Origin of the sequence: Yersinia canariae (genome assembly GCF_009831415.1) — a bacterium.
GTDB lineage: Bacteria > Pseudomonadota > Gammaproteobacteria > Enterobacterales > Enterobacteriaceae > Yersinia > Yersinia canariae.
In genome coordinates this window covers 4,354,349-4,371,793 of record NZ_CP043727.1, presented here as the reverse complement: position 1 = coordinate 4,371,793, position 17,445 = coordinate 4,354,349, and the positions used below count along the sequence as shown (strand labels likewise).

Here is a 17,445-nt window from a genome sequence, read left to right as displayed (position 1 = left end):
CGGGTTTAAAACAATGATCCAGTGCTCTCTCATAAGTGGGAGAGCACAAGAGTAAGGAATATAGTCGTGTCTAAAGAAAAATTTGAACGTACCAAACCCCATGTAAACGTCGGTACTATCGGCCACGTTGACCATGGTAAAACTACCCTGACTGCAGCAATCACCACCGTTTTGGCTAAAACCTACGGCGGTAGCGCTCGTGCTTTCGATCAGATCGATAACGCACCAGAAGAAAAAGCACGTGGTATCACCATCAACACTTCTCACGTTGAATATGACACCCCGTCACGTCACTATGCGCACGTTGACTGCCCAGGGCACGCCGACTACGTTAAAAACATGATCACCGGTGCTGCTCAGATGGACGGCGCTATCCTGGTTGTTGCTGCAACTGATGGCCCTATGCCACAGACTCGCGAGCACATCCTGTTGGGTCGTCAGGTTGGCGTTCCTTACATGATCGTATTTATGAACAAATGCGACATGGTTGACGATGAAGAGCTGCTGGAATTGGTAGAAATGGAAGTTCGTGAACTTCTTTCTGCTTATGATTTCCCAGGCGATGACATCCCAGTAGTTAAAGGCTCAGCTCTGAAAGCGCTGGAAGGCGTTAAAGAGTGGGAAGACAAAATCATCGAACTGGCTGGCTACCTGGATACTTACATCCCAGAACCAGAACGTGCGGTTGATAAGCCATTCTTGCTGCCAATCGAAGACGTATTCTCTATCTCAGGCCGTGGTACTGTTGTAACTGGTCGTGTAGAGCGCGGTATCGTTAAAGTCGGTGAAGAAGTAGAGATCGTTGGTATCAAAGATACTGTTAAATCTACTTGTACTGGCGTTGAAATGTTCCGCAAACTGCTGGACGAAGGCCGTGCTGGTGAGAACGTTGGTGTTCTGCTGCGTGGTATCAAACGTGAAGATATCGAACGTGGTCAAGTTCTTGCTAAACCAGGTTCTATCAAGCCACACACTACCTTTGAATCAGAAGTTTATATTCTGAGCAAAGATGAAGGCGGTCGTCATACTCCGTTCTTCAAAGGCTACCGTCCTCAGTTCTACTTCCGTACAACTGACGTAACCGGTACCATCGAACTGCCAGAAGGCGTTGAAATGGTGATGCCAGGTGACAACATCAACATGGTTGTTACTCTGATTCACCCAATCGCAATGGACGACGGCCTGCGTTTCGCAATCCGTGAAGGCGGCCGTACTGTAGGCGCTGGTGTTGTTGCTAAAGTTATCGCTTAATTGTTTTATTGATTAAGTTAAAAGGGCGCTTCGGCGCCCTTTTTTATTGTCTGAAGAAAATAATCTTAATTGAAATAACTCGCATTCTTATTTACACTGTAGATACTGGTTAAGAAGTGAGTCATTTTATGTATGTTTGCCTGTGTAATGCGATATCTGACAAAGTTATCCGTAAAGCTGTACGTCAGCACCACCCACATACCATTCAACAACTGCGTCAATTAGTACCGATTGGTACCGACTGTGGAAAATGCATTCGACAGGCGAGAGAGATTTTGATCGAGGAACGCGCAAACATTCCAGAAATGAATGATGTTGCCTAATAGTTAGCCGGGAGAAGTTTTCCCCCATACTTTGCCATCTGGTACTACACTTTTAGTACTGGAAGCGGAGGGTTTATCTATGAAAGGCGATAAAAAGATAATTGCACATCTCAATAAACTGCTCGGAAACGAGTTAGTTGCTATCAATCAATATTTTCTCCACGCCCGTATGTTCAAAAACTGGGGATTGATGCGCCTTAATGATAAGGAGTATCACGAATCCATCGACGAAATGAAGCATGCAGATAAATACATCGAGCGCATCTTATTCCTTGAAGGTATTCCTAACTTACAAGATTTGGGTAAGCTGAATATTGGTGAGGATGTTGAGGAAATACTGAAGTCCGATTTAGCCCTTGAGTTGGCAGGTGCAAAGGATCTACGCGAAGGCATCGCCTATGCTGATTCAATACATGATTACGTCAGCCGCGATCTGTTGAAAGAAATTCTGGCTGAAGAAGAAGGCCACATAGATTGGCTTGAAACAGAGCTTAGTCTTATCGAACGTCTGGGAATACAGAATTACTCACAGGCTCAATTGGCAAAAGACTAGCTCCTTAACTTGCTGTATGGGTTCTTATTTATCCAGCTATGACATTATTCAGTTAAAAGAGTGAGAACAACATTGTTCTCACTCTTTCTCATTTCTGAACTCACCAAAATAACTTTATTCCTCGCCAATGAAATTATCTGGCAAGTTTTCGCATAGATTTTCAACACTGGCTTGCTTACTGCTGGAATTTACGTATAATGCGCGGGCCTACCTAATCTTGATAGGTCAGATTGAAACTAATCTGTCGGCTATAGCCTAGTGCTAAAACCGAACAATACTCCCGATATGGGGGTTATATGTTGAACGATTACACTCCCCCATCAATCGAAATGGGTGCGAGGAGTAATCATTTACGTTTATAAATAATTGGAGCTCTGGTCTCATGCAGAACCAAAGAATCCGTATCCGCCTGAAAGCGTTTGATCATCGTTTGATCGACCAATCAACTGCGGAAATCGTCGAGACTGCCAAGCGCACTGGTGCGCAGGTTCGTGGTCCGATCCCGCTGCCAACTCGCAAAGAGCGCTTTACCGTTCTGATCTCTCCGCACGTCAATAAAGATGCGCGCGATCAGTACGAGATTCGCACTCACAAGCGTCTGGTTGACATCGTTGAGCCAACCGAGAAAACCGTTGATGCTCTGATGCGTCTGGATCTGGCTGCCGGTGTAGACGTGCAGATCAGCCTGGGTTAATCAGGTCATTGAGCGATTGAGAGGTTGAAACAATGATTGGTTTAGTCGGTAAGAAAGTGGGCATGACTCGTATCTTCACAGAAGATGGCGTTTCAATCCCAGTAACTGTTATCGAAATTGAAGCGAACCGCGTAACTCAGGTCAAAAGCCTGGAGAACGACGGATACCGTGCTGTGCAAGTAACTACCGGTGCTAAAAAAGCTAACCGCGTTACTAAACCAGAAGCGGGTCATTTCGCTAAAGCTGGCGTAGAAGCTGGCCGTGGTCTGTGGGAATTCCGCCTTCCAGAAGGTCAAGAATTCACTGCGGGTCAAGAAATTAGCGTCGAGATTTTTGCAGACGTTAAAAAAGTCGATGTTACAGGTACATCTAAAGGTAAAGGTTTTGCCGGTACTGTTAAGCGCTGGAACTTCCGCACCCAAGATGCTACCCATGGTAACTCCTTGTCTCACCGCGTTCCGGGTTCTATCGGTCAAAACCAGACTCCGGGCAAAGTGTTCAAAGGCAAGAAAATGGCTGGCCACCTGGGTGACGAGCGTGTAACCGTTCAAAGCCTGGACGTAGTACGTGTTGACGCTGAGCGCAACCTGCTGCTGGTTAAGGGTGCTGTACCGGGCGCAACCGGTGGCAACCTGATCGTTAAACCAGCTGTGAAGGCGTAAGGGGATAGCAATGGAATTAGTATTGAAAGACGCGCAAGGCGCGCTGACTGTTTCCGAAACTACCTTCGGTCGTGATTTCAACGAAGCGCTGGTACATCAGGTTGTTGTTGCTTATGCAGCAGGTGCCCGTCAAGGTACTCGTGCTCAGAAGACCCGCGCTGAAGTGACTGGTTCCGGTAAAAAACCGTGGCGCCAGAAAGGTACCGGCCGCGCACGTGCAGGTTCTGTAAAGAGCCCAATCTGGCGTTCAGGTGGTGTGACCTTTGCTGCGAAGCCTCAGGACCACAGTCAAAAAGTAAATAAAAAGATGTACCGCGGCGCGCTGAAAAGCATTCTGTCCGAATTGGTACGTCAAGATCGTCTGATCATTGTCGAAAAGTTCTCTGTTGAAGCACCTAAAACTAAGTTGCTGGCGCAGAAACTGAAAGATATGGCTCTGGAAGATGTACTGATCATCACTGGTGAACTGGACGAGAACTTGTTCTTGGCAGCTCGCAACCTGTACAAGGTTGATGTCCGTGATGTTGCTGGTATTGACCCAGTTAGCCTGATCGCCTTCGACAAAGTGGTTATGACTGCTGATGCTGTGAAGCAAGTTGAGGAGATGCTGGCATGATTCGTGAAGAACGTCTGCTGAAAGTACTGCGCGCGCCGCATGTATCTGAAAAAGCATCCGCTGCGATGGAAAAGAATAACACCATCGTTCTCAAAGTTGCCAAAGACGCGACCAAAGCAGAAATTAAAGCTGCAGTGCAGAAACTGTTTGAAGTCGAAGTCGAAGACGTTAACACCTTGCTGGTTAAAGGCAAGAGTAAGCGTCACGGTCAGCGTGTTGGTCGTCGTAGCGACTGGAAAAAAGCTTACGTCACCCTGAAAGAAGGCCAGAATCTGGACTTCATCGGCGGCGCAGAGTAAGTCGGAGGAGTAAACAATGGCAATTGTTAAATGTAAACCTACATCTCCGGGTCGTCGCCACGTTGTTAAAGTGGTTAACCCTGAGCTGCACAAGGGTAAGCCTTATGCCCCGTTGCTTGAGAAATTAAGCAAAAGCGGTGGCCGTAACAACAATGGCCGTATCACTACCCGTCATATCGGTGGTGGCCACAAGCAACATTATCGTCTGGTTGACTTCAAACGCAACAAAGATGGTATTCCTGCTGTGGTAGAGCGTCTGGAGTACGATCCGAACCGTTCCGCGAACATCGCGCTGGTTCTGTACAAAGACGGCGAACGCCGTTACATCCTGGCGCCGAAAGGCCTGAAAGCTGGTGACCAGATTCAATCTGGTGTTGATGCTGCAATTAAAGCGGGTAACACCCTGCCTATGCGTAACATCCCAGTTGGTTCAACGGTTCATAACGTAGAAATGAAACCAGGTAAAGGCGGCCAATTGGCTCGTTCTGCTGGTGCGTACGTTCAGATCGTTGCTCGTGACGGTTCCTACGTTACTCTGCGTCTGCGCTCCGGCGAAATGCGCAAGGTTCAAGCTGATTGCCGCGCCACCTTAGGTGAAGTCGGTAACGCTGAACACATGCTGCGTGTCCTGGGTAAAGCAGGTGCTAGTCGTTGGCGTGGTATTCGTCCTACCGTTCGCGGTACGGCGATGAACCCGGTAGATCACCCACACGGTGGTGGTGAAGGTCGTAACTTTGGTAAGCACCCGGTAACTCCGTGGGGCGTTCAAACCAAAGGTAAGAAGACCCGTAGCAACAAGCGTACTGATAAGTTCATCGTACGTCGCCGTAGTAAAAAATAATTAGAGGATAAGCCATGCCACGTTCTCTCAAGAAAGGTCCCTTCATTGACCTGCACTTGCTGAAGAAGGTAGAGAAAGCGGTGGAAAGCGGAGACAAGAAGCCAATTCGGACTTGGTCCCGTCGTTCAACGGTCTTTCCAAATATGATCGGTTTGACCATCGCTGTCCATAATGGTCGTCAGCACGTTCCCGTTTTTGTTTCCGATGAAATGGTCGGTCACAAACTGGGTGAATTCGCGCCGACCCGTACTTATCGCGGCCATGCGGCCGATAAAAAGGCTAAAAAGCGCTAAGGTAGGAGGAAGAGATGGAAACTATCGCTAAACATCGCCACGCTCGTTCTTCTGCTCAGAAGGTTCGCTTGGTAGCGGACCTGATTCGCGGTAAGAAAGTGTCGCAAGCTCTGGAAACTCTGACCTATACCAACAAAAAAGCTGCTGGTTTGGTTAAGAAGGTACTAGAGTCTGCCATTGCTAACGCAGAACACAACGATGGCGCTGACATCGATGATCTGAAAGTCACGAAGATCTTCGTAGACGAAGGCCCTAGCATGAAGCGCATTATGCCTCGTGCAAAAGGTCGTGCAGATCGCATCCTGAAGCGCACCAGCCACATTACTGTGGTTGTGTCCGATCGCTGAGACTCTGGAGACTAGCAATGGGTCAGAAAGTACATCCTAATGGTATTCGACTAGGTATTGTCAAAGCTTGGAACTCTACCTGGTACGCAAATACCAAAGAATTCGCTGACAACCTGGACAGCGACTTTAAAGTTCGCCAATTCCTGACTAAGGAATTAGCGAAAGCTTCCGTTTCTCGCATCGTTATCGAGCGTCCAGCGAAGAGCATCCGTGTGACTATTCACACAGCTCGTCCTGGCATCGTTATCGGCAAGAAAGGTGAAGATGTCGAAAAACTGCGTAAGGTCGTAGCGGATATCGCTGGCGTTCCTGCACAGATTAACATCGCCGAAGTCCGTAAACCGGAACTGGACGCAAAATTGGTTGCTGACAGCATCACTTCACAGCTGGAACGTCGCGTTATGTTCCGTCGTGCTATGAAGCGTGCTGTACAGAACGCAATGCGTCTTGGCGCTAAAGGTATCAAAGTTGAAGTAAGCGGCCGTCTTGGCGGTGCTGAAATCGCGCGTACCGAATGGTACCGTGAAGGTCGTGTTCCGTTGCATACACTGCGTGCGGATATCGATTACAACACATCTGAAGCGCACACCACTTATGGTGTAATCGGCGTTAAGGTATGGATCTTCAAAGGTGAGATCTTGGGTGGTATGGCTGCTGTTGAACAACCGGAACCGGCTGCTCAACCTAAAAAGCAGCAGCGTAAAGGCCGCAAGTAAGGAGAATCGCTGATGTTACAACCAAAGCGTACAAAATTCCGTAAGATGCACAAAGGCCGTAACCGTGGCCTTGCGCAAGGTACGGATGTTAGCTTCGGTGAGTTCGGCCTGAAAGCTTGTGGCCGTTGCCGCCTGACGGCTCGTCAAATCGAAGCAGCCCGTCGTGCGATGACACGTGCAATTAAGCGTCAAGGTAAGGTCTGGATCCGTGTATTCCCGGACAAACCGATCACCGAGAAGCCGCTCGAAGTACGTATGGGTAAAGGTAAGGGTAACGTAGAGTATTGGGTTGCCCTGATCCAGCCAGGAAAAGTTTTATTTGAAATGGCTGGTGTGCCGGAAGAAACTGCTCGCGAAGCATTTAAGCTCGCTGCAGCGAAACTGCCTGTAGGAACCACCTTTGTAACTAAGACGGTGATGTAATGAAAGCACAAGAGCTGCGTGAAAAAAGCGTTGAAGAGCTGAACACTGAGCTGCTCAACCTGCTGCGTGAGCAATTTAATTTGCGCATGCAGGCGGCTAGTGGCCAGCTGCAACAAACTCACCTGTCGAAACAAGTGCGTCGTAATATCGCACGTGTTAAGACTTTACTGACTGAAAAGGCGGGTGCGTAATGACTGACCAAATCCGTACTCTGCAAGGTCGCGTAGTTAGTGACAAAATGGAGAAATCCATGGTTGTTGCTATCGAACGTGTGGTGAAGCACCCTATTTATGGGAAATTCATCCGTCGTACGACGAAATTGCATGTACATGACGAGAACAATGAATGTGGTATCGGTGACGTGGTAGAAATCCGCGAATGCCGTCCACTGTCAAAGACTAAGTCTTGGACACTTGTTCGCGTTGTAGAGAAAGCGATTCTGTAATAGAGTAGCCAACTCGAACATAATAAACGGCTCAGAAAGTGGGCCGTTTATTTTTTCTACCCATAATTTGGAAGCGGTGTTATAATGCTGCGCCCTCATTAATGGGGCTTTTAAACGACCTATTCTGGGTCCTAAAGTAGTAGTTGACATTAGCGGAGCACTAACATGATCCAAGAACAGACTATGCTGACCGTGGCCGACAACTCCGGTGCACGTCGCGTAATGTGTATCAAGGTTCTAGGTGGCTCGCACCGTCGCTACGCAGGCATCGGCGACATCATCAAGATCACCATCAAGGAAGCTATTCCTCGTGGCAAGGTGAAGAAAGGCGATGTTCTGAAGGCGGTAGTGGTGCGCACCAAGAAGGGTGTACGTCGCCCGGACGGTTCTGTCATTCGCTTCGATGGCAACGCTTGTGTTATTTTAAATAATAACAGCGAGCAGCCAATCGGCACGCGTATTTTTGGGCCGGTAACTCGTGAACTGCGTAATGAGAAGTTCATGAAAATTATCTCTCTGGCACCAGAAGTACTCTAAGGAGCGAACCATGGCAGCGAAAATCCGTCGTGATGACGAAGTTATCGTGCTAACCGGGAAAGACAAAGGTAAGCGCGGTAAAGTAAAGAATGTCCTGTCTGCTAGTAAGGTCATTGTTGAAGGTATCAACCTGGTTAAAAAACATCAGAAGCCGGTTCCGGCCCTGAACCAACCAGGTGGCATTGTTGAAAAAGAAGCTGCAATTCAAGTTTCCAACATTGCGCTGTTCAACGCGGCAACTGGTAAGGCTGACCGTGTAGGCTTTAGATTCGAAGACGGCAAAAAAGTCCGTTTCTTTAAATCTAATAGCGAAACTATCAAGTAATTTGGAGTAATACGATGGCGAAACTGCATGATTACTACAAAGACGAGGTGGTCAAACAACTGATGTCTCAGTTTGGCTACAACTCTGTCATGCAAGTCCCTCGGGTCGAGAAGATCACCCTGAACATGGGTGTTGGTGAAGCGATCGCTGACAAGAAACTGCTGGATAATGCAGCAGCTGACTTGGCAGCAATCTCCGGTCAAAAGCCGTTTATCACCAAAGCACGCAAATCTGTTGCAGGCTTCAAAATCCGTCAGGGCTATCCGATCGGCTGTAAAGTAACTCTGCGTGGCGAACGCATGTGGGAATTCTTTGAGCGTCTGATCTCCATTGCTGTACCTCGTATCCGTGACTTCCGTGGCTTGTCTGCTAAGTCATTCGATGGTCGTGGTAACTACAGCATGGGTGTGCGCGAGCAGATCATCTTCCCGGAAATCGACTACGATAAAGTCGATCGTGTACGTGGTTTGGATATTACCATTACCACTACTGCGAAATCCGATGATGAAGGCCGTGCATTGTTGGCTGCTTTTAAATTCCCATTCCGCAAGTAAGGTAGGGTTACTGATGGCTAAGCAATCAATGAAAGCACGCGAAGTCGTTCGCGTGAAACTAGCTAACAAATACCGCGCTCAACGCGAGGAATTAAAAGCTATTATCTCTGGTGTGAACTCATCCGACGAAGATCGTTGGAATGCTGTTCTGAAGCTGCAGTCTCTGCCGCGTGATTCCAGCCCGTCCCGTCAGCGTAACCGCTGCAACCAAACTGGTCGTCCGCATGGTTTCTTGCGGAAGTTCGGGTTGAGCCGTATTAAAGTCCGTGAAACCGCAATGCGCGGTGAAATCCCGGGCCTTAAAAAGGCTAGCTGGTAATTGTCACCAATTGAATCACGGGAGTAAAGACAGATGAGCATGCAAGATCCGATCGCGGATATGCTGACCCGTATCCGTAACGGTCAATCCGCAAACAAAGTCGCGGTCACCATGCCTTCCTCCAAGCTGAAAGTGGCAATTGCCAACGTTCTGAAGGAAGAAGGTTTTATTGAAGATTTTAAAGTCGAAGGCGACACCAAGCCTGTTCTGGAATTAGCTCTTAAGTATTTCCAGGGTAAGGCAGTGGTAGAAAGCATTCAACGTATCAGCCGTCCAGGTCTGCGCATCTATAAGAAAAAAGATGAGCTGCCAAAAGTTATGGCCGGTTTGGGTATCGCTGTTATTTCTACCTCTAAAGGTGTTATGACCGATCGTGCAGCTCGCCAGGCTGGTCTTGGTGGCGAGATTATCTGCTACGTAGCTTAATTCGGGAGGAAAGAATGTCTCGTGTTGCAAAAGCACCCGTCGTCATTCCTGCCGGCGTAGAGGTAAAACTCAACGGTCAGGTTATTTCGATTAAGGGTAAGAACGGCGAGCTGACTCGTACCGTCCATAGCGCTGTTGAAGTTAAGCAAGAAGAAAATACACTGACTTTCGCTCCACGCGAAGGCTCTGTAGACGGTTGGGCCCAAGCGGGTACCACTCGTGCACTGCTTAATGCAATGGTCGTTGGTGTTACCGAAGGCTTCACTAAGAAGCTTCAATTGGTAGGTGTAGGTTACCGTGCCGCAGTTAAAGGCAACGTGGTGAATTTAGCTTTAGGCTTCTCTCATCCAGTTGACCATGAATTGCCGGCTGGCATCACTGCCGAATGCCCGACCCAAACTGAAATCGTGCTGAAAGGCGCTGATAAGCAGGTGATTGGTCAGGTTGCAGCAGATTTGCGTGCCTACCGTCGTCCTGAGCCTTATAAAGGCAAGGGTGTCCGTTACGCCGACGAAGTCGTGCGTACCAAAGAGGCTAAGAAGAAGTAAGGTAACACTATGGATAAGAAAGCAGCTCGTATCCGTCGTGCGACCCGCGCACGCCGCAAGCTCAAAGAACTGGGTGCGACTCGCCTGGTGGTACATCGTACCCCACGCCATATTTACGCGCAGGTTATTGCACCAAACGGTTCTGAAATTTTGGTCGCCGCTTCTACTGTAGAAAAAGCTATCAATGAGCAATTGAAGTACGCCGGCAACAAAGATGCCGCTGCAGCTGTAGGTAAAGCTGTCGCAGAGCGCGCATTGGAAAAAGGGATCACGAAAGTATCCTTTGACCGTTCCGGTTTCCAATATCATGGTCGAGTCCAGGCACTGGCAGATGCTGCCCGTGAAGCTGGCCTTCAGTTCTAAGGTAGAGGTGTAAGATGTCACACATCGAAAAACAAGCTGGCGAACTGCAGGAAAAGCTGATCGCGGTAAACCGCGTATCTAAAACTGTAAAAGGTGGCCGTATTTTCAGCTTTACCGCACTAACAGTAGTTGGTGATGGTAACGGTCGCGTTGGTTTTGGCTACGGCAAAGCACGCGAAGTTCCGGCAGCGATCCAAAAAGCGATGGAAAAAGCCCGTCGCGCTATGATTAATGTTGCGTTGGATAACGGTACTCTGCAGCACCCTGTTAAAGGTGCTCACACAGGTTCCCGTGTATTCATGCAACCAGCTTCTGAAGGTACCGGTATCATCGCCGGTGGTGCAATGCGCGCCGTCTTGGAAGTTGCAGGGGTTCATAACGTTCTAGCTAAAGCATATGGTTCTACTAACCCGATTAACGTGGTTCGTGCAACTATCGCAGCTTTGGAAGATATGAAATCTCCAGAAATGGTCGCTGCTAAGCGTGGTAAGTCCGTCGAAGAAATTCTAGGGAAATAACCATGGCAAAGACTATTAAAGTAACTCAAACAAAAAGCAGTATCGGTCGTTTGCCAAAACATAAGGCAACCCTGATCGGTTTAGGTCTGCGTCGTATTGGTCATACTGTAGAGCGTGAGGATACTCCTGCTGTACGTGGTATGGTCAACTTGGTTTCCTACATGGTTAAAGTTGAGGAGTAACAGATGCGTTTAAATACTCTGTCTCCGGCTGAAGGTGCCAAGCATGCGCCGAAGCGTGTAGGTCGTGGTATTGGTTCTGGCCTGGGTAAAACTGCTGGTCGTGGTCACAAAGGTCAGAACTCACGTTCTGGTGGTGGCGTACGTCGTGGTTTTGAAGGTGGTCAGATGCCTTTATATCGTCGTTTGCCGAAATTCGGCTTCACCTCTCGCAAAGCTATGATCACGGCAGAAGTTCGTCTGTCTGAACTGGCTTTAGTGGAAGGCGACGTAATCGACCTGAACACGCTGAAAGCCGCTAACGTTGTTGGTACCCAGATTGAGTTCGCGAAAGTTATGCTTTCAGGCGAAATCACTCGTGCGGTAACTCTTCGTGGTCTGCGTGTCACCAAAGGCGCTCGTGCTGCTATCGAAGCTGCTGGCGGTAAAATTGAGGAATAAGTAGCAGATGGCTAAGCAACCAGGATTAGATTTTCAAAGTGCTAAAGGCGGATTAGGCGAACTGAAGCGCAGACTTTTGTTTGTTATCGGTGCGCTTATTGTTTTCCGTATCGGCTCTTTTATTCCGATTCCTGGTATCGATGCCACTGTGCTTGCTAAATTGCTCGAGCAGCAGAGAGGGACCATCATTGAAATGTTTAACATGTTCTCTGGTGGTGCTCTCAGTCGTGCTTCTATCTTTGCCTTGGGTATCATGCCGTATATTTCGGCATCGATTATTATCCAACTGTTAACGGTGGTTCATCCAGCGTTAGCAGAAATAAAGAAAGAAGGGGAGGCTGGCCGTCGTAAGATTAGTCAGTACACCCGCTATGGCACGTTGGTATTGGCTATATTCCAATCGATCGGTATTGCTACCGGTCTGCCGAATATGCCTGGGATGCAAGGTCTGGTAATCAATCCAGGCTTTGCCTTCTATTTTACCGCTGTTGTTAGCTTGGTCACAGGGACTATGTTCCTGATGTGGCTTGGCGAACAGATTACTGAGCGTGGTATCGGTAACGGTATTTCAATCATAATCTTTGCTGGTATTGTTGCTGGTCTTCCACCTGCAATAGCCCATACCATCGAGCAAGCTCGGCAAGGCGACCTGCACTTCCTCCTGTTGCTGTTGGTTGCAGTATTAGTGTTTGCAGTAACATTCTTCGTTGTTTTCATTGAACGTGGTCAGCGTCGTATTGTCGTTAACTATGCTAAACGTCAACAAGGTCGTCGTGTTTATGCAGCACAGAGTACACACTTACCGTTGAAAGTGAATATGGCTGGGGTTATCCCTGCAATCTTTGCTTCCAGCATAATTCTGTTCCCTGCCACGATTGCATCATGGTTTGGGGGCGGGACAGGTTGGAACTGGCTGACGACTATTTCGATGTATTTGCAGCCGGGACAGCCGCTTTATGTGTTACTCTATGCGTCTGCAATCATCTTCTTCTGTTTCTTCTACACGGCGTTAGTGTTCAACCCGCGTGAAACAGCAGATAACCTGAAGAAGTCCGGTGCATTCGTGCCAGGAATTCGTCCGGGAGAGCAAACGGCGAAGTACATCGATAAAGTAATGACGCGTTTAACCTTAATTGGTGCGATGTATATTACTTTCATCTGCCTGATCCCGGAGTTCATGCGTGACGCGATGAAAGTACCATTTTACTTTGGTGGTACCTCCCTACTTATCGTAGTGGTGGTCATCATGGACTTTATGGCTCAAGTGCAAACTCTGATGATGTCTAGTCAGTATGAGTCTGCATTGAAGAAAGCAAACCTGAAAGGCTATAACCGCTAATTCAGGGATGTTTGAGAAGTTACGGAGAGTAAAAATGAAAGTTCGTGCTTCCGTCAAGAAATTATGTCGTAACTGCAAAATTGTTAAGCGTAACGGTGTCGTTCGCGTAATCTGCAGTGCCGAACCAAAGCATAAACAGCGTCAAGGCTGATTTATCTTGCATATTTTTCTTGCAAAGTTGGGTTGAGCTGGCTAGATTAGCCAGCCAATCTTTTGTATGTGACTGCAATGCTATTTGAGTATCCTGAAAACGGGCTTTTCAGAATGGTATTGCTGTATAAAATAGTAGGAGTGCATAGTGGCCCGTATAGCAGGCATTAACATTCCTGATCAGAAACATACCGTTATCGCTTTGACTGCGATCTACGGCATCGGTAAGACCCGTTCACAGGCTATCTGTGTTGCTGCGGGTATTGCTGAAAATGTTAAGATCAGTGAGCTGTCTGAAGAGCAAATCGAGAAGCTGCGTGACGAAGTTGCCAAGTACGTTGTAGAAGGTGATCTGCGTCGTGAGGTGACCCTGAGCATCAAGCGTCTGATGGACCTTGGGACTTATCGTGGTTTGCGTCATCGTCGTGGTCTACCAGTTCGCGGTCAGCGTACTAAGACCAACGCACGTACCCGTAAGGGTCCGCGTAAACCGATCAAGAAATAATCGGGGTGATTGAATAATGGCAAAGGCACCTATTCGTGCACGCAAGCGTGTAAGAAAGACAGTCTCTGACGGTGTGGCTCATATCCATGCTTCTTTCAACAACACCATCGTTACCATTACAGATCGTCAAGGTAACGCATTGGGTTGGGCAACAGCAGGTGGTTCCGGTTTCCGTGGATCTCGTAAGTCTACTCCGTTTGCAGCGCAAGTTGCAGCAGAGCGCTGCGCTGACGCAGTGAAAGAATACGGTATCAAGAATCTGGAAGTTATGGTTAAAGGACCTGGTCCGGGCCGTGAGTCTACTATCCGTGCGTTAAACGCGGCTGGTTTCCGCATCACTAATATTACTGATGTGACTCCGATCCCTCATAACGGTTGTCGTCCGCCGAAAAAGCGCCGCGTATAACGCTGCTTTTAGGTTTGTTGGAGAGAGAAAATGGCAAGATATTTGGGTCCTAAGCTCAAGCTGAGCCGTCGTGAGGGCACAGACCTGTTCCTTAAGTCTGGCGTTCGCGCGATTGACACCAAGTGTAAGATTGAACAACCACCTGGCCAGCACGGTGCGCGTAAACCGCGTCTGTCTGACTACGGTGTGCAGTTACGTGAGAAACAAAAAGTTCGCCGTATCTATGGTGTTCTAGAACGTCAATTCCGTAACTACTATAAAGAAGCAGCACGTCTGAAAGGCAACACAGGTGCAAACCTGTTGCAATTGCTGGAAGGTCGTCTGGATAACGTAGTTTACCGTATGGGCTTTGGCGCAACTCGTGCTGAATCACGTCAGCTGGTTAGTCATAAAGCTATCATGGTAAATGGTCGCGTTGTTAACATCGCTTCTTATCAGGTATCTCCGAATGACGTAGTCAGCATCCGTGAGAAAGCTAAAAAGCAGTCTCGTGTTAAGGCAGCTTTGGAGCTGGCTGAGCAGCGTGAAAAGCCGACTTGGCTGGAAGTTGATGCTGTTAAGATGGAAGGTGTGTTCAAACGTATTCCTGAACGTACTGATCTGTCTGCGGACATTAACGAACACCTGATCGTCGAGCTTTACTCCAAGTAAAGCTTAGTACCAAAGAGAGGACACAATGCAGGGTTCTGTGACAGAGTTTCTAAAACCGCGCCTGGTAGATATCGAGCAAGTCAGTTCGACGCACGCCAAGGTGACCCTTGAGCCGTTAGAGCGTGGCTTTGGCCATACTCTCGGCAACGCACTGCGCCGTATTCTGCTTTCATCTATGCCGGGTTGCGCGGTGACCGAGGTTGAGATTGATGGTGTACTGCATGAGTACAGCACCAAAGAAGGCGTACAGGAAGATATCCTGGAGATCCTGCTCAACCTGAAAGGGCTGGCGGTGAGAGTTCAGGGTAAAGATGAAGTTATTCTTACCCTGAATAAGTCTGGCATTGGCCCTGTGACTGCAGCCGATATCACCCATGATGGTGATGTTGAAATCGTCAAGCCGCAGCACGTTATCTGCCACCTGACCGATGAAAACGCATCTATTAGTATGCGTATCAAAGTTCAACGTGGTCGTGGTTATGTGCCGGCTTCTGCCCGAATTCATTCGGAAGAAGATGAGCGCCCGATTGGTCGTCTGTTAGTAGACGCATGCTATAGCCCTGTAGAGCGAATTGCCTACAATGTTGAAGCAGCGCGTGTAGAACAGCGTACCGACCTGGACAAGTTGGTTATCGAGATGGAAACCAATGGTACGATCGATCCTGAAGAGGCGATCCGCCGTGCGGCAACTATCTTGGCTGAACAGCTTGAAGCTTTCGTTGACTTACGTGATGTACGTCAGCCGGAAGTTAAAGAAGAGAAGCCAGAGTTTGATCCGATCCTGCTGCGCCCTGTTGACGATCTGGAATTGACTGTCCGCTCTGCTAACTGCCTCAAGGCAGAAGCTATCCACTACATCGGTGATCTGGTACAGCGTACCGAGGTTGAGTTGCTGAAAACGCCTAACCTGGGTAAAAAATCTCTTACTGAGATTAAAGACGTGCTCGCATCACGTGGTCTTTCTTTAGGCATGCGCCTAGAAAATTGGCCACCGGCTAGCATTGCTGATAACGAGTAACCGGATCACAGGTTAAGGTTTTACTGAGAAGGATAAGGTCATGCGCCATCGTAAGAGTGGTCGTCAACTGAACCGTAACAGCAGCCATCGCCAGGCTATGTTCCGTAACATGGCCGGCTCTTTGGTTCGTCATGAGATAATCAAGACGACCCTGCCGAAAGCGAAAGAGCTGCGTCGCGTTGTTGAGCCGCTGATTACTCTTGCCAAGACCGACAGCGTAGCTAATCGTCGTCTGGCATTCGCCCGCACTCGTGATAACGAGATCGTGGCAAAACTGTTTAACGAGCTAGGCCCGCGTTTCGCGAGCCGCGCCGGTGGTTACACTCGCATTCTGAAGTGTGGCTTCCGTGCAGGCGACAACGCACCGATGGCTTACATCGAGTTAGTTGATCGTGCTGCATCGCAAGCAGAAGTAGTTGCTGCAGAGTAATCTGTAAACGCGTAAAAAAACCGGGCTTGCCCGGTTTTTTTACGCCCATAATTCAGTGACATGAGTTCTTATCCTCCCCATAGCTCTTTTCTCCCCTTATTATTTATCTGCCAATCCATTAATCTTAACTTTCATCTATTCTGTGGAATCTGATCTCTTGGTGGCACTATGGAGTTAATTGATGAATGGGCGGAAAGACATATTGTTAATGCTCAAGAAAAGGGAGAACTGGACAATCTGCCTGGGAGCGGCAAACCACTATTACTCGATGATGACACGCTTATCCCTGTTGATCTAAGAGTCGGATATAGATTACTGAAGAATGCGGGATATCTTCCTCCTGAATTACAAGATCGGCAGGAAGCACTTACTATTACTGATTTGTTGTCACAACTCGACAGGCAACATGATGATTACTCAAATTTGCATAAGCGGCTGGTCTTATTGGAGTTAAGATTGAGACAAGCGGGGCTTAGCACAGATTTCTTGCACAAAGAATATCAGCATAAGGTGACAGATAAGCTGTCTAAAGAGGAATAACAAATGTTAAGAATTGGGCAACTGGCCAAACTCGCTGACGTAACCCCTGATACTATTCGCTATTATGAAAAGCAAGGCATGATGGATCATGGGAGGCGGACAGAAGGCGGCTACAGACTGTACAGTGAACAAGACTTGCAGCGCTTACGGTTTATCCGTTATGCAAAACAGCTCGGATTTACTTTAGAAACCATTGCAGAATTATTGTCTATCCGCGTCGATCCTGAGCATCACACCTGCCAAGAATCCAAGGCGATTGTCGATTCGCGGTTGAATGATGTGGAAAGCAAGATTACTGAGCTAAAAAAGATGCGTGATTCATTGAAACGGCTGAGTAATGCGTGTTGTGGGAGTTCGCATGCCACGACTTATTGCTCTATTTTAGAGGCTTTGGAGCAGGGGGCGACGGAGGAATTAGCCAAAGAGTAAATTTTTTTAGGTAAGTAGTTTTAATCAGTTCATACAAGCAGTATTATTCGTGGGATTTTTAATCAATACTTTATTAGTGAGGCATTAATATGACGCCGTATCGACATACCAAAGGGAAAATAAAAGACAACGCGCTAGAAGCTCTACTTTCTGACCCACTTTTCAGACAGCGCATTGAAAAAAACATTAAAGGTAAAGGGAGTTATCAGCGCAAAGAAAAACATGCAAAAGGCGGTAAGTGGGAGGCCAGTGGTAAACAATTAATTGATTATTTACCACTGGCCTTCTGATTTTAGCGTAATAA

At 48.0% G+C, this 17,445-nt stretch carries 34 protein-coding genes; all 34 read left to right on the top strand.

Annotated features, from left to right (window positions below; genetic code table 11):
* Positions 1 to 66: 66 nt before the first annotated feature.
* The 34 genes from tuf to F0T03_RS19925 all read left to right on the top strand — a co-directional run bounded on the left by tuf (position 67) and on the right by F0T03_RS19925 (position 17,431).
* Positions 67 to 1,251, top strand: coding sequence for an elongation factor Tu (gene tuf / locus F0T03_RS20090; RefSeq protein WP_004391430.1), 1,185 nt, complete (start codon positions 67 to 69; stop codon positions 1,249 to 1,251).
* A 128-nt stretch (positions 1,252 to 1,379) separates the two neighbouring features.
* Positions 1,380 to 1,574 carry a bacterioferritin-associated ferredoxin gene (gene bfd / locus F0T03_RS20085; RefSeq protein WP_050099597.1) on the top strand — a complete coding sequence of 65 codons (195 nt, stop codon included), beginning with the start codon at positions 1,380 to 1,382 and terminating at the stop codon, positions 1,572 to 1,574.
* 79 nt (positions 1,575 to 1,653) lie between these two features.
* Positions 1,654 to 2,127, top strand: coding sequence for a bacterioferritin (gene bfr / locus F0T03_RS20080; protein ID WP_032820222.1), 474 nt, complete (start codon positions 1,654 to 1,656; stop codon positions 2,125 to 2,127).
* 382 nt (positions 2,128 to 2,509) lie between these two features.
* Entirely contained in the window at positions 2,510 to 2,821 is a 312-nt protein-coding gene (gene rpsJ / locus F0T03_RS20075) for a 30S ribosomal protein S10 (RefSeq protein ID WP_001181005.1), read from the top strand.
* Between the two features lie 32 nt (positions 2,822 to 2,853).
* Positions 2,854 to 3,483, top strand: a complete 630-nt coding sequence (gene rplC / locus F0T03_RS20070) for a 50S ribosomal protein L3 (RefSeq protein WP_004709250.1) — start codon at positions 2,854 to 2,856, stop codon at positions 3,481 to 3,483.
* Between the two features lie 10 nt (positions 3,484 to 3,493).
* Positions 3,494 to 4,099 (top strand): 50S ribosomal protein L4, encoded by a 606-nt coding sequence (rplD, locus tag F0T03_RS20065; protein WP_004391426.1) that lies wholly within the window; start codon positions 3,494 to 3,496, stop codon positions 4,097 to 4,099.
* The gene (gene rplW / locus F0T03_RS20060; RefSeq protein ID WP_005159841.1) at positions 4,096 to 4,398 is read left to right on the top strand and encodes a 50S ribosomal protein L23; all 303 of its coding nucleotides are present in this window, start codon (positions 4,096 to 4,098) and stop codon (positions 4,396 to 4,398) included. Before rplD ends, rplW begins: the two co-directional genes overlap by 4 nt.
* Before the next feature lie 16 nt (positions 4,399 to 4,414).
* Entirely contained in the window at positions 4,415 to 5,239 is an 825-nt protein-coding gene (rplB, locus tag F0T03_RS20055; protein WP_002213425.1) for a 50S ribosomal protein L2, read from the top strand.
* A gap of 14 nt (positions 5,240 to 5,253) precedes the next feature.
* Positions 5,254 to 5,532, top strand: a complete 279-nt coding sequence (gene rpsS, locus F0T03_RS20050; RefSeq protein ID WP_002213430.1) for a 30S ribosomal protein S19 — start codon at positions 5,254 to 5,256, stop codon at positions 5,530 to 5,532.
* Between the two features lie 14 nt (positions 5,533 to 5,546).
* Positions 5,547 to 5,879, top strand: a complete 333-nt coding sequence (gene rplV / locus F0T03_RS20045) for a 50S ribosomal protein L22 (RefSeq protein WP_002223844.1) — start codon at positions 5,547 to 5,549, stop codon at positions 5,877 to 5,879.
* Positions 5,880 to 5,896: 17 nt separating this feature from the next.
* A complete protein-coding gene (gene rpsC, locus F0T03_RS20040) occupies positions 5,897 to 6,595 on the top strand; it encodes a 30S ribosomal protein S3 (protein WP_002221644.1) in 699 nt (232 codons plus the stop codon).
* A 12-nt stretch (positions 6,596 to 6,607) separates the two neighbouring features.
* Positions 6,608 to 7,018 carry a 50S ribosomal protein L16 gene (gene rplP / locus F0T03_RS20035; protein ID WP_002218940.1) on the top strand — a complete coding sequence of 137 codons (411 nt, stop codon included), beginning with the start codon at positions 6,608 to 6,610 and terminating at the stop codon, positions 7,016 to 7,018.
* The gene (gene rpmC, locus F0T03_RS20030) at positions 7,018 to 7,209 is read left to right on the top strand and encodes a 50S ribosomal protein L29 (RefSeq protein ID WP_005159843.1); all 192 of its coding nucleotides are present in this window, start codon (positions 7,018 to 7,020) and stop codon (positions 7,207 to 7,209) included. Before rplP ends, rpmC begins: the two co-directional genes overlap by 1 nt.
* Entirely contained in the window at positions 7,209 to 7,463 is a 255-nt protein-coding gene (gene rpsQ, locus F0T03_RS20025) for a 30S ribosomal protein S17 (protein ID WP_002228135.1), read from the top strand. Before rpmC ends, rpsQ begins: the two co-directional genes overlap by 1 nt.
* A gap of 165 nt (positions 7,464 to 7,628) precedes the next feature.
* The gene (rplN, locus tag F0T03_RS20020; protein ID WP_032906604.1) at positions 7,629 to 8,000 is read left to right on the top strand and encodes a 50S ribosomal protein L14; all 372 of its coding nucleotides are present in this window, start codon (positions 7,629 to 7,631) and stop codon (positions 7,998 to 8,000) included.
* 10 nt (positions 8,001 to 8,010) lie between these two features.
* Positions 8,011 to 8,325, top strand: coding sequence for a 50S ribosomal protein L24 (gene rplX / locus F0T03_RS20015; protein ID WP_004391420.1), 315 nt, complete (start codon positions 8,011 to 8,013; stop codon positions 8,323 to 8,325).
* Between the two features lie 14 nt (positions 8,326 to 8,339).
* On the top strand, positions 8,340 to 8,879 hold the full coding sequence (gene rplE / locus F0T03_RS20010) for a 50S ribosomal protein L5 (RefSeq protein ID WP_050110016.1): 540 nt from the start codon (positions 8,340 to 8,342) through the stop codon (positions 8,877 to 8,879).
* Positions 8,880 to 8,892: 13 nt separating this feature from the next.
* Complete coding sequence (rpsN, locus tag F0T03_RS20005; protein WP_004391418.1) at positions 8,893 to 9,198, top strand: 30S ribosomal protein S14; 306 nt, start codon at positions 8,893 to 8,895, stop codon at positions 9,196 to 9,198.
* 33 nt (positions 9,199 to 9,231) lie between these two features.
* A complete protein-coding gene (gene rpsH / locus F0T03_RS20000) occupies positions 9,232 to 9,624 on the top strand; it encodes a 30S ribosomal protein S8 (protein WP_005159858.1) in 393 nt (130 codons plus the stop codon).
* A 14-nt stretch (positions 9,625 to 9,638) separates the two neighbouring features.
* Complete coding sequence (rplF, locus tag F0T03_RS19995; RefSeq protein ID WP_145555460.1) at positions 9,639 to 10,172, top strand: 50S ribosomal protein L6; 534 nt, start codon at positions 9,639 to 9,641, stop codon at positions 10,170 to 10,172.
* A gap of 9 nt (positions 10,173 to 10,181) precedes the next feature.
* The gene (rplR, locus tag F0T03_RS19990) at positions 10,182 to 10,535 is read left to right on the top strand and encodes a 50S ribosomal protein L18 (protein ID WP_004391413.1); all 354 of its coding nucleotides are present in this window, start codon (positions 10,182 to 10,184) and stop codon (positions 10,533 to 10,535) included.
* Between the two features lie 14 nt (positions 10,536 to 10,549).
* Complete coding sequence (gene rpsE / locus F0T03_RS19985; RefSeq protein WP_004391412.1) at positions 10,550 to 11,053, top strand: 30S ribosomal protein S5; 504 nt, start codon at positions 10,550 to 10,552, stop codon at positions 11,051 to 11,053.
* Between the two features lie 2 nt (positions 11,054 to 11,055).
* The gene (gene rpmD / locus F0T03_RS19980; protein ID WP_002213339.1) at positions 11,056 to 11,235 is read left to right on the top strand and encodes a 50S ribosomal protein L30; all 180 of its coding nucleotides are present in this window, start codon (positions 11,056 to 11,058) and stop codon (positions 11,233 to 11,235) included.
* A gap of 3 nt (positions 11,236 to 11,238) precedes the next feature.
* The gene (gene rplO / locus F0T03_RS19975) at positions 11,239 to 11,673 is read left to right on the top strand and encodes a 50S ribosomal protein L15 (RefSeq protein WP_004391411.1); all 435 of its coding nucleotides are present in this window, start codon (positions 11,239 to 11,241) and stop codon (positions 11,671 to 11,673) included.
* A gap of 7 nt (positions 11,674 to 11,680) precedes the next feature.
* On the top strand, positions 11,681 to 13,012 hold the full coding sequence (gene secY, locus F0T03_RS19970; RefSeq protein ID WP_002213344.1) for a preprotein translocase subunit SecY: 1,332 nt from the start codon (positions 11,681 to 11,683) through the stop codon (positions 13,010 to 13,012).
* A gap of 34 nt (positions 13,013 to 13,046) precedes the next feature.
* The gene (rpmJ, locus tag F0T03_RS19965; RefSeq protein ID WP_002227352.1) at positions 13,047 to 13,163 is read left to right on the top strand and encodes a 50S ribosomal protein L36; all 117 of its coding nucleotides are present in this window, start codon (positions 13,047 to 13,049) and stop codon (positions 13,161 to 13,163) included.
* 147 nt (positions 13,164 to 13,310) lie between these two features.
* Positions 13,311 to 13,667: a 30S ribosomal protein S13 gene (gene rpsM, locus F0T03_RS19960; protein ID WP_004702348.1), complete on the top strand. Its 357-nt coding sequence runs from the start codon at positions 13,311 to 13,313 to the stop codon at positions 13,665 to 13,667.
* A 16-nt stretch (positions 13,668 to 13,683) separates the two neighbouring features.
* Positions 13,684 to 14,073: a 30S ribosomal protein S11 gene (gene rpsK, locus F0T03_RS19955; RefSeq protein ID WP_004709234.1), complete on the top strand. Its 390-nt coding sequence runs from the start codon at positions 13,684 to 13,686 to the stop codon at positions 14,071 to 14,073.
* Between the two features lie 30 nt (positions 14,074 to 14,103).
* Positions 14,104 to 14,724, top strand: a complete 621-nt coding sequence (rpsD, locus tag F0T03_RS19950; RefSeq protein WP_002218949.1) for a 30S ribosomal protein S4 — start codon at positions 14,104 to 14,106, stop codon at positions 14,722 to 14,724.
* Between the two features lie 25 nt (positions 14,725 to 14,749).
* Positions 14,750 to 15,742 carry a DNA-directed RNA polymerase subunit alpha gene (locus F0T03_RS19945; RefSeq protein WP_004709232.1) on the top strand — a complete coding sequence of 331 codons (993 nt, stop codon included), beginning with the start codon at positions 14,750 to 14,752 and terminating at the stop codon, positions 15,740 to 15,742.
* 40 nt (positions 15,743 to 15,782) lie between these two features.
* A complete protein-coding gene (gene rplQ / locus F0T03_RS19940) occupies positions 15,783 to 16,172 on the top strand; it encodes a 50S ribosomal protein L17 (RefSeq protein WP_004391407.1) in 390 nt (129 codons plus the stop codon).
* A gap of 168 nt (positions 16,173 to 16,340) precedes the next feature.
* A complete protein-coding gene (locus F0T03_RS19935) occupies positions 16,341 to 16,712 on the top strand; it encodes a DnaJ family domain-containing protein (protein ID WP_145555461.1) in 372 nt (123 codons plus the stop codon).
* 3 nt (positions 16,713 to 16,715) lie between these two features.
* Positions 16,716 to 17,141, top strand: coding sequence for a Zn(2+)-responsive transcriptional regulator (gene zntR, locus F0T03_RS19930; protein WP_159680253.1), 426 nt, complete (start codon positions 16,716 to 16,718; stop codon positions 17,139 to 17,141).
* 89 nt (positions 17,142 to 17,230) lie between these two features.
* The gene (locus F0T03_RS19925) at positions 17,231 to 17,431 is read left to right on the top strand and encodes an alternative ribosome-rescue factor A (protein ID WP_159680250.1); all 201 of its coding nucleotides are present in this window, start codon (positions 17,231 to 17,233) and stop codon (positions 17,429 to 17,431) included.
* Positions 17,432 to 17,445: the final 14 nt, after the last annotated feature.

Bases quoted from the DNA above. Each gene is read 5' to 3' on its own strand.
- bfr (WP_032820222.1), top strand. From the start codon at position 1,654: ATGAAAGGCGATAAAAAGATAATTGCACATCTCAATAAACTGCTCGGA.
- F0T03_RS19925 (WP_159680250.1), top strand. From the start codon at position 17,231: ATGACGCCGTATCGACATACCAAAGGGAAAATAAAAGACAACGCGCTA.
- rpsH (WP_005159858.1), top strand. From the start codon at position 9,232: ATGAGCATGCAAGATCCGATCGCGGATATGCTGACCCGTATCCGTAAC.
- secY (WP_002213344.1), top strand. From the start codon at position 11,681: ATGGCTAAGCAACCAGGATTAGATTTTCAAAGTGCTAAAGGCGGATTA.
- rplX (WP_004391420.1), top strand. From the start codon at position 8,011: ATGGCAGCGAAAATCCGTCGTGATGACGAAGTTATCGTGCTAACCGGG.
- rplD (WP_004391426.1), top strand. From the start codon at position 3,494: ATGGAATTAGTATTGAAAGACGCGCAAGGCGCGCTGACTGTTTCCGAA.
- rplO (WP_004391411.1), top strand. From the start codon at position 11,239: ATGCGTTTAAATACTCTGTCTCCGGCTGAAGGTGCCAAGCATGCGCCG.
- rpsQ (WP_002228135.1), top strand. From the start codon at position 7,209: ATGACTGACCAAATCCGTACTCTGCAAGGTCGCGTAGTTAGTGACAAA.
- rplV (WP_002223844.1), top strand. From the start codon at position 5,547: ATGGAAACTATCGCTAAACATCGCCACGCTCGTTCTTCTGCTCAGAAG.
- F0T03_RS19935 (WP_145555461.1), top strand. From the start codon at position 16,341: ATGGAGTTAATTGATGAATGGGCGGAAAGACATATTGTTAATGCTCAA.
- rplE (WP_050110016.1), top strand. From the start codon at position 8,340: ATGGCGAAACTGCATGATTACTACAAAGACGAGGTGGTCAAACAACTG.
- rpsD (WP_002218949.1), top strand. From the start codon at position 14,104: ATGGCAAGATATTTGGGTCCTAAGCTCAAGCTGAGCCGTCGTGAGGGC.
- rplF (WP_145555460.1), top strand. From the start codon at position 9,639: ATGTCTCGTGTTGCAAAAGCACCCGTCGTCATTCCTGCCGGCGTAGAG.
- rpsE (WP_004391412.1), top strand. From the start codon at position 10,550: ATGTCACACATCGAAAAACAAGCTGGCGAACTGCAGGAAAAGCTGATC.
- rpmD (WP_002213339.1), top strand. From the start codon at position 11,056: ATGGCAAAGACTATTAAAGTAACTCAAACAAAAAGCAGTATCGGTCGT.
- F0T03_RS19945 (WP_004709232.1), top strand. From the start codon at position 14,750: ATGCAGGGTTCTGTGACAGAGTTTCTAAAACCGCGCCTGGTAGATATC.
- zntR (WP_159680253.1), top strand. From the start codon at position 16,716: ATGTTAAGAATTGGGCAACTGGCCAAACTCGCTGACGTAACCCCTGAT.
- rplN (WP_032906604.1), top strand. From the start codon at position 7,629: ATGATCCAAGAACAGACTATGCTGACCGTGGCCGACAACTCCGGTGCA.
- rpsJ (WP_001181005.1), top strand. From the start codon at position 2,510: ATGCAGAACCAAAGAATCCGTATCCGCCTGAAAGCGTTTGATCATCGT.
- rplC (WP_004709250.1), top strand. From the start codon at position 2,854: ATGATTGGTTTAGTCGGTAAGAAAGTGGGCATGACTCGTATCTTCACA.
- rplR (WP_004391413.1), top strand. From the start codon at position 10,182: ATGGATAAGAAAGCAGCTCGTATCCGTCGTGCGACCCGCGCACGCCGC.
- rpsK (WP_004709234.1), top strand. From the start codon at position 13,684: ATGGCAAAGGCACCTATTCGTGCACGCAAGCGTGTAAGAAAGACAGTC.
- rpsS (WP_002213430.1), top strand. From the start codon at position 5,254: ATGCCACGTTCTCTCAAGAAAGGTCCCTTCATTGACCTGCACTTGCTG.
- bfd (WP_050099597.1), top strand. From the start codon at position 1,380: ATGTATGTTTGCCTGTGTAATGCGATATCTGACAAAGTTATCCGTAAA.
- rpsC (WP_002221644.1), top strand. From the start codon at position 5,897: ATGGGTCAGAAAGTACATCCTAATGGTATTCGACTAGGTATTGTCAAA.
- rpmC (WP_005159843.1), top strand. From the start codon at position 7,018: ATGAAAGCACAAGAGCTGCGTGAAAAAAGCGTTGAAGAGCTGAACACT.
- rplQ (WP_004391407.1), top strand. From the start codon at position 15,783: ATGCGCCATCGTAAGAGTGGTCGTCAACTGAACCGTAACAGCAGCCAT.
- rplB (WP_002213425.1), top strand. From the start codon at position 4,415: ATGGCAATTGTTAAATGTAAACCTACATCTCCGGGTCGTCGCCACGTT.
- rpmJ (WP_002227352.1), top strand. From the start codon at position 13,047: ATGAAAGTTCGTGCTTCCGTCAAGAAATTATGTCGTAACTGCAAAATT.
- rplP (WP_002218940.1), top strand. From the start codon at position 6,608: ATGTTACAACCAAAGCGTACAAAATTCCGTAAGATGCACAAAGGCCGT.
- rplW (WP_005159841.1), top strand. From the start codon at position 4,096: ATGATTCGTGAAGAACGTCTGCTGAAAGTACTGCGCGCGCCGCATGTA.
- rpsN (WP_004391418.1), top strand. From the start codon at position 8,893: ATGGCTAAGCAATCAATGAAAGCACGCGAAGTCGTTCGCGTGAAACTA.